This is a genomic window from Demequina lignilytica, from assembly GCF_030418305.1.
GTDB classification, from domain to species: domain Bacteria; phylum Actinomycetota; class Actinomycetes; order Actinomycetales; family Demequinaceae; genus Demequina; species Demequina lignilytica.
In genome coordinates this window covers 72,746-88,524 of record NZ_JAUHPX010000008.1, presented here as the reverse complement: position 1 = coordinate 88,524, position 15,779 = coordinate 72,746, and the positions used below count along the sequence as shown (strand labels likewise).

Annotated in this window: 14 protein-coding genes; 10 read left to right on the top strand and 4 right to left on the bottom strand. The window is 72.6% G+C overall.

Annotated elements, in window-relative coordinates:
- Positions 1-38: 38 nt before the first annotated feature.
- The 4 genes from QQX10_RS12295 (at position 39) to QQX10_RS12280 (ending at position 2,785) form a co-directional block, all read left to right on the top strand.
- A complete protein-coding gene (locus tag QQX10_RS12295; RefSeq protein ID WP_301121169.1) occupies positions 39-368 on the top strand; it encodes a hypothetical protein in 330 nt (109 codons plus the stop codon).
- 82 nt (positions 369-450) lie between these two features.
- Positions 451-1,917 (top strand): DNA-3-methyladenine glycosylase 2 family protein, encoded by a 1,467-nt coding sequence (locus QQX10_RS12290; protein WP_301121167.1) that lies wholly within the window; start codon positions 451-453, stop codon positions 1,915-1,917.
- Positions 1,914-2,402, top strand: coding sequence for a methylated-DNA--[protein]-cysteine S-methyltransferase (locus QQX10_RS12285; RefSeq protein ID WP_301121165.1), 489 nt, complete (start codon positions 1,914-1,916; stop codon positions 2,400-2,402). The genes QQX10_RS12290 and QQX10_RS12285 overlap by 4 nt, the downstream gene beginning before the upstream one ends.
- A gap of 23 nt (positions 2,403-2,425) precedes the next feature.
- Entirely contained in the window at positions 2,426-2,785 is a 360-nt protein-coding gene (locus QQX10_RS12280; protein WP_301121163.1) for a DUF1801 domain-containing protein, read from the top strand.
- Between the two features lie 12 nt (positions 2,786-2,797).
- Here the strand turns inward: QQX10_RS12280 and QQX10_RS12275 are convergent, their stop codons facing one another.
- Positions 2,798-3,748 carry a 2-hydroxyacid dehydrogenase gene (locus QQX10_RS12275; protein ID WP_301121161.1) on the bottom strand — a complete coding sequence of 317 codons (951 nt, stop codon included), beginning with the start codon at positions 3,746-3,748 and terminating at the stop codon, positions 2,798-2,800.
- Between the two features lie 53 nt (positions 3,749-3,801).
- Positions 3,802-4,971, bottom strand: coding sequence for an ROK family protein (locus QQX10_RS12270; protein ID WP_301121159.1), 1,170 nt, complete (start codon positions 4,969-4,971; stop codon positions 3,802-3,804).
- Between the two features lie 168 nt (positions 4,972-5,139).
- Between QQX10_RS12270 and xylA the strand changes: the two genes are divergently transcribed.
- The 4 genes from xylA to QQX10_RS12250 all read left to right on the top strand — a co-directional run bounded on the left by xylA (position 5,140) and on the right by QQX10_RS12250 (position 9,867).
- Positions 5,140-6,330 carry a xylose isomerase gene (gene xylA, locus QQX10_RS12265; protein WP_301121152.1) on the top strand — a complete coding sequence of 397 codons (1,191 nt, stop codon included), beginning with the start codon at positions 5,140-5,142 and terminating at the stop codon, positions 6,328-6,330.
- Between the two features lie 97 nt (positions 6,331-6,427).
- Positions 6,428-7,855: a xylulokinase gene (locus tag QQX10_RS12260; protein WP_301121133.1), complete on the top strand. Its 1,428-nt coding sequence runs from the start codon at positions 6,428-6,430 to the stop codon at positions 7,853-7,855.
- 175 nt (positions 7,856-8,030) lie between these two features.
- Entirely contained in the window at positions 8,031-9,380 is a 1,350-nt protein-coding gene (locus QQX10_RS12255) for a M20/M25/M40 family metallo-hydrolase (RefSeq protein WP_301121131.1), read from the top strand.
- A gap of 166 nt (positions 9,381-9,546) precedes the next feature.
- Positions 9,547-9,867, top strand: coding sequence for a hypothetical protein (locus tag QQX10_RS12250; RefSeq protein WP_301121129.1), 321 nt, complete (start codon positions 9,547-9,549; stop codon positions 9,865-9,867).
- Between the two features lie 146 nt (positions 9,868-10,013).
- Here QQX10_RS12250 and QQX10_RS12245 read toward each other — a convergent pair whose 3' ends face one another.
- A complete protein-coding gene (locus QQX10_RS12245; RefSeq protein ID WP_301121128.1) occupies positions 10,014-12,161 on the bottom strand; it encodes a heavy metal translocating P-type ATPase in 2,148 nt (715 codons plus the stop codon).
- 163 nt (positions 12,162-12,324) lie between these two features.
- A complete protein-coding gene (locus QQX10_RS12240) occupies positions 12,325-13,323 on the bottom strand; it encodes a LacI family DNA-binding transcriptional regulator (RefSeq protein WP_301121126.1) in 999 nt (332 codons plus the stop codon).
- 126 nt (positions 13,324-13,449) lie between these two features.
- Between QQX10_RS12240 and QQX10_RS12235 the strand changes: the two genes are divergently transcribed.
- Both QQX10_RS12235 and QQX10_RS12230 read left to right on the top strand, forming a co-directional pair.
- Positions 13,450-14,754, top strand: a complete 1,305-nt coding sequence (locus tag QQX10_RS12235; protein ID WP_301121123.1) for an extracellular solute-binding protein — start codon at positions 13,450-13,452, stop codon at positions 14,752-14,754.
- Positions 14,755-14,779: 25 nt separating this feature from the next.
- The gene (locus QQX10_RS12230) at positions 14,780-15,778 is read left to right on the top strand and encodes a carbohydrate ABC transporter permease (RefSeq protein ID WP_301121241.1); all 999 of its coding nucleotides are present in this window, start codon (positions 14,780-14,782) and stop codon (positions 15,776-15,778) included.
- Position 15,779: the final 1 nt, after the last annotated feature.

Here is a 15,779-nt window from a genome sequence, read left to right as displayed (position 1 = left end):
CCTGCCCCTCGCGTGCCGCCCGGACAGGAAGGGCACGCATGGGCGCCACCTCATCGGACCACGGCTTCATCGGCCATCCCGAGCTCCCGCACGGCTACGACCCCTACCTCGCGCATCGTCGCGAGCGCCCGGAGGACTGGATGGCCCGCGCGGCGCTCACCGCGGCGGTGATCGGGCTGTTCCCCGTCGCGCTCGTGCTCGGGCACCTCTCGATCCGGGCGGTCCGGGACGGGCGCGCCCATGCATCGTCCCGGGCGCCGCTCGCGCTCGGGCTGGGCTACATGGCGGCGCTCATGGCCCTCGCCGCGTTCATCTCGCTGGTGGTGCTGGGTCAGGGCGCCGCGACCGCGGGGCTGATCGTCGGCTGACGCGCCGCCGCCGGCGGCAACCCCGCACCGCGATGTCCGAAATCCGCCATCCGCGGCGCCCAGGATGCGCGACACTCGAGGCATGTGGGACGACGAGACGCGCTACGCGGTGATCCGCGGACGCGACGCACGCTACGACGGGCAGTTCGTCACGGCCGTCCGTTCGACCGGCATCTACTGCCGTCCGTCCTGCCCCGCCCGCACCCCCGCCCGCGCGAACGTCGACTTCTATCCCAGCGCGGCCGCAGCGCAGCGGGCCGGCTTCCGGTCATGCCGCCGGTGCTTCCCGGACGATGCTCCCGGCTCGCCCCGCTGGCGGGTGGGCGCCGACGTCGCGTCGCGGGCGATGCGGATGATCGACGACGGCGTCATCGAGCGCGAGGGGGTCGCGGGCCTCGCCGCGCGCCTGGGCTACACCGAGCGGCACGTGTCGCGGCTGCTCACCGAGGAGCTCGGTGCGGGTCCGCTCGCGCTGGCGATCGCGCATCGCCTCCAGCACGCCCGCACCCTGCTCGAGGGGACCGACCTGCCGGTGCACGCGGTCTCGCGAGCGGCGGGCTTCGGCTCGGTGCGGCAGTTCAACGACGCGGCCCGCAGCGCCTGGGACCTCACGCCGGGCGAGGTGCGCGGTCGCGCGGGGACCCGCGCGACCGGCGACGCACGGGTGGAGCTGCGGCTGAGGCTGCGCGCGCCCGCGACGCTCGGGCGCACCCTCGCCTTCCTGGGGGTGCGCGCGATCGACGGGGTCGAGGCCTGGGACGGCGAGACCTACGAGCGGACGATGCGGCTGCCGCGCGGGGCCGCACGGGTCGCGCTGAGCGCGGTCGCCGGCGGCGTGCGCGCGGTGCTGGAGCTCGCCGACGTCAGCGACCTCGCGGCGGCCGTCGCGCGGGTGCGCCGGCTGCTCGACCTCGACGCGGATCCGGTCGCGGTGGACGATGCGCTAGGCTCCGACCCCCTGCTCGCGCCGCTCGTGGCCGCCGCGCCCGGGCTCCGGGTGCCGGGCGCCGTCGACGGCTTCGAGATGGCCGTGCGGGCGATCGTCGGGCAGCAGGTGTCCGTCGCCGTTGCGCGGCGCACGCTCGGGAGGCTGGTCGAGGCGTACGGATCGGTACTGGACGTCCCGGCTGAGGGGCCCGAGGGGTCTGGAGCAGTACTGAGCGTCCCGGCGCGGATGTTGCCGGGGCCCGAGGCGCTCGTCGACGTCGATCCCGGCTCCGGGCTGCTGCCGGCCGCGCGCTGGCGAGCGATCTCCTCCGTGGCCAAGGCGATGCTCGATGGCGACCTGGACCTGGGTCCCGGCGCCGACCGCGACGCCGCGCGCGCGACCCTGCTCGGGATCCGCGGGATCGGCCCGTGGACGGTCGAGTACCTGGCGATGCGCGCGCTCGGCGACCCGGACGCGTTCCCCGCGACCGACCTGGTGCTCGCCAAGGCAGCGGGCCTCACCCCCCGTGAGCTGGACTCTCGCGCCGAGGCCTGGCGGCCCTGGCGCGCCTACGCGGCCCTCCACCTGTGGACCGCCGTCTCTGAAGGGAGAACCCCATGACCACCCAGGTTGCACGCGACATCCCCACGCCGATGGGTCCGCTCACGCTCGTCGCCTCGGAGGAGGCGCTCGTCGGCGCCTACTTCGACGACCATCGCCGGCGCCCCGAGCTCGACGGCCTCGACCGCCCGCCGGTGCACGCCGTGCTCGATGCCGCCGAGGCGGCCTACGCCGCCTACCTGGAGGACCCGACGGCGGTGCCGCCGGTCGCGACGCTCGCCGCGGGTACCGACTTCGAGCGCAGCGTCTGGGCCGCGCTCTCCGCGATCCCGTGCGGCGAGACTCGGACGTACGCGCAGGTGGCGGACGCGATCGGCCGCCCCACCGCGGTGCGCGCCGTCGCCGGCGCCATCGGCCGCAACCGGCTCACGGTGCTGGTGCCGTGCCACCGGGTGGTGGGCGCTGACGGCTCCCTCACCGGCTATGCGGGCGGGGTCGAGCGCAAGCGCTGGCTGCTCGAGCACGAACGGCCCTTCCAGGACTGATACCGCGGGAGTACGGTGACCTCATGGCGGACAACGAGGTCGACCTGTGGATGACTCGCTACGACAACCCCATGAAGGACGTGGTCGAGCGGGTCAGGCGGATCATGCTTCACGCCGACGACCGGGTCGACGAATGCATCAAGTGGCAGGCACCGACCTTCACCTACAAGGGCAACATCGCGAGCTTCTTCCCCAAGGCCACCCGCCACGCGTCCCTGATGTTCCACCAGGGCGCGCTCATCCCCGGCACCTTCCCCCACTTGCTCGGGGACGGCAAGGAGGGGCGGTCGATGACCTTCATCTCGATCGCCGAGGCCGAGGAGCGCCGCGACGAGCTCACCGCGATCGTGCAGGCCTGGATCGCCATGCGCGACGCCGCCTGACCGCCGCGATCCCTAGGCCGGGAACGCCCCCATCATCACGAAGTTGACCGGGTCGTCCCCATGCCGTCGCGCCTCCACCTGGCGGCGCACCAGATCGGTGTAGCGACGGTTCAGGAGGGTCTCCACCCCCGCGACGTGCGGCACGACGATGCACCCGGGCGCCGTCCACAGCGGGTGGCCCTCGGGCAGCGGCTCGGGATCCGTGACGTCGAGCGCCGCGCGGATGCGGCCGGTCCGAAGCTCGGCGACCAGCGCGTCGGTGTCGACCACCTTGCCACGGCCGACGTTGATGAGCAGCGCGCCGCCCCTCATCGCCGCCAGGAAGGCGGCGTCCACCAGCTTGTCGGTCGACTCGTCATGGGGCGTGACCACCACCACGAGGTCCTGGTGCGGCAGCAGGCTCAGGAGGTCCGCGGCGGCGTGCACGAGCGTGCCGTCGGGAGCGATGCGCGCGGACCGCGCGACCCCCTCGACCTCGACCTCGCACGCCCGCAGCCGCGCCGCGATCGCCTCGCCGATGCTGCCGTAGCCGACCACCAGGGCGCGCGAGTCCGCGAGCGAGGGCGCCGCGAAGTCCGGCTCCCAGACGCCGCGGCGCTGCGCGTCGAGGAACTGGGGCAGGCGGCGCTGCGAGGCGAGCGCGAGGGCGAGGGTCATCTCCGCCACGCGCGTGTCGTGGACCCCGCGCGCGTTCGCGAGCGCCACGCCCGCGGGGATGAACGGCAGCGCGTGCTCGTAGCCGGCGGAGGCGATCTGGATCACCTTGAGGTCGGGGCACATGCCGAGCCGGCCGTACACCTTCCGGCCACCGCTCCAGTGCGGCAGGCAGGCGATGGTGATGCGCTCGCGCTCCTCGGCGGGCGGGTCGGACTCGCGCGGGTCCCAGACGATGACGCGGGCGTCGGACCCCAGGTCGCCGAGGGCGTCCGCCACCTCCTGTGCCGGCACGGAGACGGTGATCATGCCGCCAGTCTGCCAGGACGGGACGGCAGGGCGGCCCGAGCCCGCCGGATCGGTCAGCGCTGGATGAGGACGGTGCCCGCGGGGTCCGCGAGCAACGGCATGAAGGCGCGCTCCGCGGCGCCGATCAGCAGCCGGTTGCCGCCCAGAGCCGCGCGGGCGATGGAGGCGCCCTCGGCCTTGGGCAGGAAGCTGTGGCGGTCCACCTCGGTCTCGATGAGCGCCTCCCGCTCCTCGTAGAGCGTCCCGAGGAACCCGCCGAGCAGCACCACGTCCGGGTCGAAGGCGCACTCGAGGTTGGCGACCGCGCGCGCGAGGGTCCTCGCGAGCGCGTCGAGGGCCTCGTCGTCGTGGGCCGCGGCGTCGAGGGCGACGGCGTTGAGCTCGGTCTCGAGGCAGCCGGTGCGCCCGCACGAGCACTCGACCCCCTCGGAGCGGATCATCATGTGACCGAACTCGCCACCGTAGCCGCGGCCGCCGCGGAGCATGACGCCGCCGAGCAGCGCGGCGCCGCCGATGCCCGAGGCGGAGCCGTTGAGGTACACGACGTTGTCGTGGCCCTTCGCGGCGCCGTAGCCCCACTCGGCGCGCAGGCCGAGGTTCGCATCGTTGCCGACCGTCGCGGGGATCCCGAGCGCGTCGGAGAGGCGCTCGCCGAACGACACGCCGCGCCAGCCCAGGTGCGGGGCGTCCACCACGGTCGACGCGTCCATCGCGACCAGACCGGGCACCGCCGCGGCCGCGGCCGCGACCCGGACGCCCGGCATCGAGCCCAGGAGGAACCGCGCCTCCGCTGCGGCGATCTGGACGGCGCTCTCCGCGCTCGGCGGCGCGTCGAGGGCGACGCGGCGCCGGCCCACCACGGTGCCGTCGATGGCGACCGCCCCCACCTCGAGCGCGTCGACATCGGGGTGGATCGCGAGCGAGACCACGTCCGTGCGCGGCCGCACGATCAGGCTGGGGCGGCCGACCGCGCCCGTCTCCGCCGCCGAGTCCTCGACCACGAGCCCCAGGTCCGCGAGCTCCGCGACCAGCCCGCCGATGGTCGAGCGGTTCAGGCCGGTGTCGCGGGTGAGCTGCGCACGCGTCAGGGGCCCGCCGTAGTGGACCGCGGTCAGCAGCGCAGACAGGTTGTGGCGCCTGGTCTGGTCGTTGCGGCTGCCGCGGGCGCGCATGGCCGGGGAGGCGGTCTGCTCGGCCGCCATCGTCGCGTCGCCTGCACCCACGCGCACCTCCTGTGTCGCCCGCCAGTATGCCGGGACCGAGGGACGATGCTGAAACCGCCGCATCGTCGCGCCGCGATCCCCCGCCGTCGCTTTGACACGACGCCCCGCCCGTCATATGTTTATGCCAGAAACTTATCACGTGCACCCGCACAGAGCAGAGGAGCTCGCATGGCGATCACGCCCACCCCGGCCGACAAGTTCACGTTCGGCCTCTGGACCATCGGCTGGAACGCGGCCGACCCCTTCGGGTCCGCCACGCGTGGACCGCTCGACGCGGTCGAGGCGATCCACAAGCTCGCCGAGCTCGGTGCCTACGGCATGACCTTCCACGACGACGACCTGTTCCCCTTCGGCTGCTCCGAGGCGGACCGGCGCGCGGCGATCGACGCGCTCAAGAAGGCGTGCGAGGAGACCGGGATGACCATCCCGATGATCACCACCAACACGTTCTCCCACCCCGTGTTCAAGGACGGCGGCGTCACCTCGAACGACCGCGCCGTGCGTCGCTTCACCATCCGCAAGATCCTGCGCAACATTGACCTCGCCGCCGAGCTGGGCGCGAAGACGTTCGTGATGTGGGGCGGGCGGGAGGGCGCCGAGTACGACTTCTCGAAGGACATCCGCGTCGCCCTCGAGCGCTACCGCGAGGCCGCCAACCTGTTCGGCGACTACGTCCTCGAGAAGGGCTACGACCTGCGCTTCGCGATCGAGCCCAAGCCGAACGAGCCCCGCGGCGACATCCTGCTGCCGACCGTGGGTCACGCGATGGCGTTCATCAACACGCTCGACCACCCCGAGCTGGTGGGCCTCAACCCCGAGGTGGGCCACGAGCAGATGGCGGGCCTCAACTTCACCGCGGGCATCGCGCAGGCGCTCGACCACGGCAAGCTGTTCCACATCGACCTCAACGGTCAGCGCGGCATCAAGTACGACCAGGACCTGGTGTTCGGCCACGGCGACCTGATCAACGCGTTCTCGCTGGTCGATCTCCTCGAGAACGGCGGCCCGGGCGGCGGCAAGGCCTACGAGGGCCCGCGCCACTTCGACTACAAGCCGTCGCGCACCGAGGACATCGACGGCGTCTGGGAGTCGGCCAAGGCCAACATGCGCATGTACCTGCTGCTCAAGGAGCGCGCCGCGGCCTTCCGCGCCGACCCCGAGGTGCAGGAGGCCATCGCCGCGACCCGCCAGGGCGAGCTCGCGCAGACCACGCTCGGCGAGGGCGAGACCACCGCGGACCTGCTGGCCGACGCCTCGGCGTACGAGGACTTCGAGCCCGACGTCTACTTCGACGGCAAGGGCTTCGGCTTCGTCAAGCTGCAGCAGCTGGCCGTCGAGCACCTCATGGGCGCCCGCTAGACGCACCCCCTCCCCCGCCGATGCCCGCCCGCCCTTCCTCCTTGGGGCGAGCGGGCATCGGCCTCTTCCTCTCCCCCGTGATCAGAAAGGACGCGCGATGACGCTCGTCGCCGGCGTCGACTCCTCGACGCAGAGCTGCAAGGTGGTCGTCCGCGACCTGTCGACCGGTGAGGTGGTGCGCTCCGGCCGCGCCTCGCACCCCGACGGCACGTCCGTCGATCCCGCGGCCTGGTGGACGGCCCTCCTCGCCGCGATCGAGCAGGCGGGCGGCCTCGCCGACGTCGCGGCGATCTCCGTGGGCGGCCAGCAGCACGGCATGGTCGCGCTGTCCAGGGACGGCGAGGTGGTGCGCGACGCGCTGCTGTGGAACGACACCCGCTCGGCGGGCGCCGCGCGCGACCTCACCGAGGAGTTCGGCGCCGCCGCCCTCGCGGAGCGCACGGGGCTGGTGCCCGTCGCATCGTTCACCTCGACCAAGCTGCGCTGGCTGCGCGACGCCGAGCCGGAGAACGCGGCGCGGGTCGCGGCCGTCGCCCTTCCCCATGACTGGCTGACCTGGCGGCTGCGGGGCTACGGGCCCGCCGCATCGTCGCCGCTCGGGCCCGTGCTGTCCGAGCTGACGACCGACCGCTCGGATGTGTCGGGCACCGGCTACTGGAACCCCGCGACGGGCGAGTACGACCGCGACCTGCTGATCTCCGCCCTGGGGCACGATGCGGTGGTGCCGCGCGTGCTGGGCGCCGGCGAGAGCGCCGGCACCGTGCACGGCGACCTCACCGGTGGCGCGACCTGCATCGTGGGCCCAGGGGCGGGCGACAACGCCGCCGCCGGGCTCGGCCTCGGGGCGACCGTGGGCGACGTCGTCGTGTCGCTCGGCACGTCGGGGACCGTGTTCGCCGTGACCGAGCAGGGCTGCCGCGACGAGACCGGGATCGTGGCCGGCTTCGCCTCCGCCTCGGGCGAGTACCTGCCGCTGGTGTGCACCCTCAACGCCTCGCGCGTGCTCGACGCCTTCGCGAAGGTGCTCGGGGTGGGCTACGACGAGCTGGGCGCGCTCGCCATGGCGGCCGAGCCGGGTGCCGGCGGCCTCACGCTGGTCCCGTACTTCGAGGGCGAGCGCACGCCGAACCTGCCCGAGGCCACCGCCTCCCTGCACGGCATGACGCTGGCCAACACGACGCGCGAGAACATCGCGCGCGCCGCGATCGAGGGCATGCTCGCGGCACAGGCGGTCGGCATGGAGGCGATCCTGTCCGCCGGCGTGGTGGCGAAGCGCGCGCTGCTGGTCGGGGGCTCGGCCCAGAACGCCGCCGTGCAGGCGATCGCGGCGCAGGTGCTCGACGTGCCGGTCGAGGTGCCCGAGCCCGGCGAGTACGTGGCCGCCGGCGCGGCGGTCCAGGCCGCGTGGGCGCTCACGGGATCGCGTCCAGAGTGGCCGCTCGCGGTGGTCGCCGCCCCCGCCCAGGACACCCGTCCGGAGATCATGGAGGCCTACACGGCCGCCGCATCGTCCTACCTCCCCTGACGCCCGCCTCCCCCTCCCCCTCCCTGGACAGTCCGCACGGAGCTGGTCCCGGGTCTGCGGCGTGTCGACCCCGTAGCCGCCGCCATGCGCGGCGTGTCGCGTCGAGATCCGTGCGGACTGTCCGGGGGCGGGAGGAGAGAGAGGGGCGGTCGGCGCGGTCGGTAGCATCGATCGGGTGACTTCAGACGACATCATCGCCACCGTCCAGGGGCTCATGCCCGGCGTCATCGCGGACCTCGAGGAGCTCATCGCGATCCCCTCGATCGCCTTCCCCGGCTACCCCGAGGAGCCCGTCCAGCGCATGGCGCGGCGCACCCTCGAGCTGGTGCGCGAGGCCGGCTTCGCGAACGCCGAGCTCATGGACGTCCCCTGGGGCCACCCGCCCATCTACGGCGAGATCCCCGGCCCGCCCGGCGCCCCCGTGGTGGTGCTCTACGCCCACTACGACGTGCAGCCGGCCGCCGTCAGCCAGGGCTGGACCACCGAGCCGTTCACCGCGACGCGCAAGGACGACGGTCGCATCTACGGCCGCGGAGCCGCCGACGACAAGTCGGGCATCGTCACCCACCTCGGCACCCTGCGCGCCCTCGGCGGGAAGCCTCCCGTCACCCTCCGGATCATCCTCGAGGGGATGGAGGAGACGGAGAGCAACCTGGAGGAGTTCGTCGAGGCTCACCCCGACCTGTTCGACTGCGACCTCTTCGTCATCACCGACATGGGCAACCTGGTGGTCGGCGAGCCCGTGCTGACCACGGGCCTGCGCGGCGACGTGTCGTGCACGGTCACGGTCCGCACGCTCGACCACCCGCTCCACTCGGGCGTCTTCGGCGGCGCCGCGCCCGACGCGATGATGGCGCTCGCCCGCCTCCTGTCGACCCTGGTGGACGATGCGGGGGACGTGGCCGTCGCCGGGGTCACCGGCGGCACGTGGCCGGGGACGTCCGTCAGCGAGGAGCAGTTCCGCGCGGACGCCGCGCTGCTCCCGGGTGTCGAGACCATCGGCACGGGACGCATCGGCGACCGGCTGTGGGCCAAGCCCTCCATCAACGCGATCGGGGTCGACATCACCTCGATCGCGGACTCCTCCAACGTGATCCATCCGGCCGCGAGCGCGAAGGTGTCGATGCGCATCGTCCCCGGCACGGACCCGAAGGCCGAGCTGGCCGCGCTGGTCGCCCATCTCGAGAGCCATGCTCCCTGGGGCGCCCAGGTCGAGGTGGTGCCGAACAAGACAGCGCCCCCGTTCCTGTGCTCCACCGACGGGCCGCTGGTCACCGCCGCGCAGCGAGCGATGGAGGCGGCGTTCGGCCGAGCGGTGTCCGAGGTCGGCTCGGGCGGGTCGATCCCGCTGCTCGAGACCCTGCGCGGGGTGGCTCCGCGGGCGGAGTTCGTCCTGTGGGGACCCGAGGACATGGCCGGCTCCCGGATCCACGCCTCGGACGAGAGCGTGGACCCGGAGGAGATCGAGAGGATGATCGTCGCCCAGACGCTCCTGCTGAAGGGCCTCGGGTCCCAGGAGGGGTAGTTCCGACGCCGTAGCATTGTCCCGGCGGAGCCCTCGCGTCCTCTTCCTTTTCCTTTTCTGTGGGGTCGCGAGGGCTTCGTCCTGTGTGCACCCTTCCGCCGAGACCGCGACGGGTCTACCCTGCTCCCATCGGGCGCCCCCCGGCGCCTGGCCTGGGGAGGGCGTCATGACCTACAAGGACGAGCTCGGCTACGTCGGGCACCCGGAGCTGCCGCACGGCTACCACCCGTACCTGGGCGTGCATCCGCTCCACCGCGACGACTGGATCGCGAAGGCCGCCCTCGCCGCCGCCGCGGTGCTGCTGTTCCCCCTCGCGATCGCCATGGGCCACGTCAGCCTCCGCCGGCAGCGCTCGGGCAGCGCCTCGAACCGCAAGTCGGCGATCATCGCGCTCTGGCTCGGCTACGGGATGCCCGTGCTGGTCGCCACCGGGGTGGCGATCGCGCTGATGGTGTACGCGATGATCGGCGTCGGCGTCCTCGGCTGACGCCGCCCGTCCCGGACGCTGCGCACCTACCGCCGCGACCCGTCACCCCCGGGCTTGCCAGCCGGCACCGATCTAGCAGGGATGACGCTGCGCAGCAATGTGCAGCCACCGCCGTGAGCCCGCCGGTAGGTGCGGAGCGTCGGCCGTCAGCGTGCCCAGTCGGAGCGCTTGGGTGCGAGCACGTCGCCGTCGAGCTCGACCCGACGCAGCAGCTGCGCGTTCAGCGCGACGACGATGGTCGACAGGCTCATCGCGATCGCGGCGATCGCCGGCGGCATGGTGATGCCGAGCGGCGCGAGCGCACCCGCCGCGATGGGGATGGCGATGACGTTGTAGGCGGTGGCCCACACCAGGTTCTGGCGCATCTTCCGGTAGGTCGCGCGCGAGAGCTCGATGACGCCGAGCACGCCGCGCGGGTCGGAGCTCGCGAGCACCACGCCCGCGGCCTCCATGGCGACGTCCGTGCCCGCGCCGATCGCTAGCCCCACGTCGGCGCGCGCGAGGGCCGGCGCGTCGTTCACCCCGTCGCCGACCATCGCGACCCGCTTGCCCGTGCCCTGCAGGTCCTCGACCGCCTGGTCCTTGTCGTCCGGCAGGACCTCCGCGAACACGTCGTCGATGCCGAGGGTGCCCGCGACCGCGTCCGCGACGGATCGCGCGTCTCCGGTGATGAGGGCGACCTCGACGCCGCGCGAGTGCAGGGCGTCGACTGCCGCGCGGGACTCCTGACGTACGGGGTCGGCGGTCGTGAACGCGCCGATCACCGTGCCGTCGACCACCACGTGCAGGACCGCGCCGCCCTTCTCACGCCAGGCGTCCGCAGCATCGTCCAGGCCGCCCGGCGCCTCGACGCCCAGCTCCTCGAGCAGCGCGGGGCCACCGACCGCGACCTCCTGCCCGTCCACGGCGGCCCTCACGCCCTTCCCGGGAACCGTGTCGACGTCGCTCGGCGCAGGGATGTCGAGGCCGCGATCCTTCGCGGCGGCGACCACCGCGCGCCCGATGGGGTGCTCCGACTCGGACTCGACGGCCGCCGCGAGCGCGAGCACCGCATCGTCCTCCCAGCCGTCGACGGTCGCGACGCCGGTGAGCTGGTGGGACCCCTCGGTGAGCGTGCCGGTCTTGTCGAACAGGACGGAGTCGACGGTACGCATCGCCTCGAGCGCGGCGGTGTCCTTGATGAGGATGCCGTGCTTGGCGCTCTGCGCGGTCGAGATGGCGATGACCAGCGGGATGGCGAGGCCGAGCGCGTGGGGGCACGCGACCACGAGGACCGACACCGCGGCGGTCAGGCCGCCGCCGAGGTCCCCGAGCACCGCGTGCACGAGCAGCGTGATCGCGGCGGCGCCGAGCGCGATCCAGAACAGCCACGCGGCGGCGCGGTCGGCGAGGCGACGGGTGCCGGAGCGGCTGTTCTGCGCGTCCGCGACCATGCGCTGGATGCCGGCGAGCGCGGTGCCGTCACCGGTCGCGGTCACCTCGATCCGGAGGGAGCCGTCGGTGGCGACGGTGCCGGCGACCACTCGGTCGCCCTGGGCCTTGGCGACGGGCGCGGACTCGCCGGTGATCATCGACTCGTCGACGCTCGCGTCGCCGCGGACGATGTCGCCGTCGGCGGGGATCCGACCGCCGGGGCGGACGATCACGACGTCGCCCTCGACCAGGTCGCCGATGCTGACGTGCTCGGTGGCGTCGCCGTCGCCGGAGACGCGCTCCGCATCGTCCGGGAGCAGCTCGGCCAGGGCGGCCAGGGCGCCGCGCGCCTGGCCGACCGCCTTCATCTCCTGCCAGTGCCCCAGCAGCATGATGACGATCAGGCCGGCGAGCTCCCACCAGAAGTTGAAGTCGCCGACGCCGAACGTCGCGGCGAGCGAGGCGCCGAACGCGACCGTGATGGCGAGCGAGATGAGCGTCATCATGCCGGGTCGGCGGACGGTGATCTCGTCGCGCCAGGCCATGCTGAGGAACGGCCACCCGCCCCACAGGTAGATGACGGTGCCGAGGATCGGCGGGATCCAGGCGCTGCCAGGGAGGTCGTAGCCGAACCAGCCCTCGACCATGGTGCTGGTCGCCATCACGGGGATGGCGAGCAGCAGGTTCCACCAGAACAGGCGCTTGAACACCATCGCGTGGCCGCTGTGGTCGGTGCCATGGTGCTCGTGGCCGGTCATCTCGTGACCACCCTTGCCGTGGTCGCCGTGCGGCTCCTCGCCGCTCATGTCGTGGCCGTGGTGGGCGTCGTGGTCGTGGTCGTGATCCGCGGTCATGGTGTCGCGGCCGTGCTCGTGGCTCATGGGGACCTCCTGGAAGAGTCAACGCCTCCGCACGTTATTCCTTCCAGCGGACGGGAAGGTCAAGCGCTGCCCCGCCGCACCGGCGCGCGCTGTGAGTGCACCGCGCGACGCATCGGGCTGGAACCGTCGCGCGATGCACTCCGCGGGCGCAGCGGAGCGGGGATCACACGCTGCGCGGCGGCGCGCACGTCCCCCTCACGATCAGCTCGGTCGGCATCCGCACGTGCTCGCTCCCGGGCTCCCCCCGCAGGAGGCGTAGCAGCATCTCCATCGCGGCGAAGCCCATCGCCTGGAGCGGCTGGCGCACCGTGGTGAGCCCGCGCGGCACCATCGAGGCCTCGGGGACGTCGTCGAAGCCGAGCACGGAGAGGTCCTCCGGCACCAGCACCCCCAGCGACTGGGCGACCTCGATCACGCGGATCGCCATCACGTCGTTGGAGACGAAGATCGCGGTCGGCGGGCGCGCCACCCCCAGCATCGCGCGCGCCGCCTCGCCGGCGAGCTGCGGCTCGTAGCGGGCGTACGCGATCAGCGACTCGTCGACGGGGACGCCGGCGGACTTCATCGCGGCGCGGAAGCCCGCCTCGCGCAGGCGGGACGTCCCCAGGTCCTTGCGGCCGCCGATGAAGGCGACGCGACGATGCCCGAGCGACAGCAGGTACGCGGTGCCCTCCCGGGCGCCCTCGAAGGTGTCGGAGTCGATGGTCGGGACCTGGTTCGGGCCGTAGTGCGGGTCCACGGCGACCACAGGGATCGCGGTCGAGGCGTGCTGCACGGTGGGCGTGGCGACCACCGCACCGTCGACCAGGGTGCCGCCCATGCGGGCCAGGGAGCGTCGCTCCCACCCCGGTGACCAGCCGCCCGCGTGGGCGATCAGCTCGTACTGGGTGCCGTGCGCCGCGCGCGCGGCGCCCTTCATCAGCTCGGCGGCGTAGGGCTCGAAGTCCGCCACCAGGAAGCCGAGCACCCCGGTGCTCTTCGACCGCAGGCTCGAGGCGGACAGGTTCGGCACGTAGGCGAGCTCGTCGATCGCTCGGCGCACCCGCGCCACCGTGTGCGCGGCCACCCCGTAGCGGCCGTTCACCACCTTCGACACGGTCGCGATCGACACGCCGGCGAGCTCGGCGACGTCGGCGAGCTTGACCCTTCCCTCGGGCTCCATGGCGGCGATGGTAACAGGATTGTCACGGAAACGAAAACGTTGTCGAAAACGTTTGACGATGCCTGGGACCGGCCACAGACTCGACAGCACCGGAGATGTCAACGAGGACAGAGAGGACCCGGATACATGAAGGTTCGCAGGCGCACAGGCGCGGCAGCGGCGCTCGCCACCACGGCGGCGGTGCTGCTCGCCGCATGCAGCTCGGGAGACGCGAGCACCGGCTCGTCCGACTCCCCCGACGGTGACGGCCCCGTCACCCTCACCTGGTGGCACAACGGCACCGAGGACCCGCTCAACAGCTTCTGGCAGACCGTCGCGGACGAGTTCGAGGCGGCCAACCCGAACGTCACCGTCGAGATCGAGGCGATCCAGAACGAGGACGTCTCGACCCGCATCGCGGTCGCCCTCCAGTCCGGCGACGCCCCGTCGCTGTTCCAGCAGTGGGGCGGCGGGGAGATGGCGCAGCAGGCGGAGGCCGGTCACCTGATGGACCTCACCGGCCTGGTCGACGACGAGCTCGCCGCGATCGGCGGCACCGCCGCCCCGTGGAGCGTCGACGGCACCTACTACGGCCTGCCCTTCCAGTTCGGCATCGAGGGCATCTGGTATCGCCCGTCGCTGTTCGAGCAGGCCGGCATCACGGAGGAGCCGTCCACGATGGACGACCTGTACGCCGCGGTCGACAAGCTCAAGGCCGCAGGCGTCACCCCGATCGCCGTCGGCGCCGCGGACCAGTGGCCCGCCGCGCACTGGTGGTTCAACTTCGCCCTGCGCTCGTGCACGCTCGACACCATCAACGAGGCGGGCGCGAACGGCGACTTCTCCGACCCGTGCTTCGTCACGGCAGGCGAGAAGGTCGAGGAGCTGCTCGCGGCCGAGCCGTTCCAGGAGGGCTTCGCGGGCACGTCGGCCCAGCAGGGCGCGTCCAGCTCCGCGGGCCTGGTGGCCACCGGCAACGCCGCGATGGAGCTCATGGGCCACTGGAACGTGTTCGTCATGACGGGCCTGGTCGACGACCCCGACGCGCTGACGGCGGACCTCGACTGGTTCCCGTTCCCCGAGGTCGAGGGCGCGGGCGACCCGACCGCAGCCATGGGCGGAGGCGACGGCTTCTCCTGCTACGTCGACGCTCCGACCGCGTGCGTGGACCTGCTGAAGTACATCCTCTCCGAGGACGTGCAGACCCGTTTCGCGGAGATCGTGGGCGGCGTCCCCGTCATCCCGGCCGCTGCCGCCGGCGTCTCCCAGCCGACCACCCAGGAGCAGATCGAGGTCGCGTCCGACGCCGCCTACGTCCAGCTGTGGATGGACATCGGCTTCGGGCCGAACGTGGGTGGTGCGCTCAACGACACCGTCGAGGCCATGTTCTCCGGTCAGGCCTCGGCCGCCGACATCCCGGCTGCCATGCAGGCCGCCGCGGACAACGGCTGACCCTCGAGCAGGGATCGCCGTGACCATGACGGAGACGCCGGGTCGCGCAGCGGCCTTCGTGGACGGCTCGCACGAGCCGTCCACGAAGGCCGCCCCCGCGCGGCGCGCCCAGACCGCCCGCAAGTGGCTCGAGATCGGGGTCTTCGTGGCCCCCGCGCTGCTGCTGTTCATCATCTTCGTGCTGGTGCCCGTGGCTCGCGCCGGGTACTACAGCCTCTACAACTGGAACGGGATCGAGGAGCTCACCAAGTTCATCGGCCTCGACAACTACACGCGGGCGCTCACCGACGACGACTTCCTGCGCGCCCTGCGCAACAACCTGTTCTTCGTGGTCGGCTCGATTGCGGTGCAGCTGCCGATCGCCCTGGGCGTCGCGCTGCTCATGAACCGCAGGATGCGCGGCCGTGGCGCGTTCCGGCTGCTGATCTTCGTGCCCTACGTGCTGTCCGAGGTCATCGCCGGCGTGATGTTCACGCTGATGCTTCAGCCGCACGGGCTGGTCGACTGGGCGCTCTCCCCCGTCTACGGGCTGCTGCAGACCCTCGGCGTCGACAGCCCGCGGCCCCTATGGCTCGCGGACACCGACGTGGTGCTGTGGACCCTGCTGCTGGTGATCAGCTGGAAGTACATCGGCTTCGCGATCATCCTGTTCCTCGCGGGCCTGCAGGGCATCAACCCCGAGCTCGAGGAGGCCGCCGCGATCGACGGCGCCTCGTGGTGGCAGATCCAGCGGCGCATCACCATCCCGCTGCTCGGCCCCACCATCCGCATCTGGGCGTTCGTGTCCGTGATCGGCTCGCTCCAGCTGTTCGACATGGTCAAGGTGATGACCAACGGCGGACCGGCCGGGTCCTCGCACACCATGGCGACCTACATGATCCAGCAGGGCTTCGAACGCTCGCAGTTCGGCTACGGCTCGGCCGTCGCCGTCATCCTCTTCGCCATCAGCTTCGTCGCGGCGCTGGTCTACATCCGCTTCGTGCTCCGCTCCGACAACACCTCGTCCGACGACAGGGAGGCGTGAC

What these genes read in the sequence shown, in the direction of transcription:
- QQX10_RS12250 (WP_301121129.1), top strand. Translation starts at nt 9,547, where the DNA reads ATGACCTACAAGGACGAGCTCGGCTACGTCGGGCACCCGGAGCTGCCG.
- QQX10_RS12240 (WP_301121126.1), bottom strand. Translation starts at nt 13,323, where the DNA reads ATGGAGCCCGAGGGAAGGGTCAAGCTCGCCGACGTCGCCGAGCTCGCC.
- QQX10_RS12275 (WP_301121161.1), bottom strand. Translation starts at nt 3,748, where the DNA reads ATGATCACCGTCTCCGTGCCGGCACAGGAGGTGGCGGACGCCCTCGGC.
- QQX10_RS12280 (WP_301121163.1), top strand. Translation starts at nt 2,426, where the DNA reads ATGGCGGACAACGAGGTCGACCTGTGGATGACTCGCTACGACAACCCC.
- QQX10_RS12285 (WP_301121165.1), top strand. Translation starts at nt 1,914, where the DNA reads ATGACCACCCAGGTTGCACGCGACATCCCCACGCCGATGGGTCCGCTC.
- QQX10_RS12290 (WP_301121167.1), top strand. Translation starts at nt 451, where the DNA reads ATGTGGGACGACGAGACGCGCTACGCGGTGATCCGCGGACGCGACGCA.
- xylA (WP_301121152.1), top strand. Translation starts at nt 5,140, where the DNA reads ATGGCGATCACGCCCACCCCGGCCGACAAGTTCACGTTCGGCCTCTGG.
- QQX10_RS12295 (WP_301121169.1), top strand. Translation starts at nt 39, where the DNA reads ATGGGCGCCACCTCATCGGACCACGGCTTCATCGGCCATCCCGAGCTC.
- QQX10_RS12245 (WP_301121128.1), bottom strand. Translation starts at nt 12,161, where the DNA reads ATGAGCCACGAGCACGGCCGCGACACCATGACCGCGGATCACGACCAC.
- QQX10_RS12260 (WP_301121133.1), top strand. Translation starts at nt 6,428, where the DNA reads ATGACGCTCGTCGCCGGCGTCGACTCCTCGACGCAGAGCTGCAAGGTG.
- QQX10_RS12235 (WP_301121123.1), top strand. Translation starts at nt 13,450, where the DNA reads ATGAAGGTTCGCAGGCGCACAGGCGCGGCAGCGGCGCTCGCCACCACG.
- QQX10_RS12230 (WP_301121241.1), top strand. Translation starts at nt 14,780, where the DNA reads ATGACGGAGACGCCGGGTCGCGCAGCGGCCTTCGTGGACGGCTCGCAC.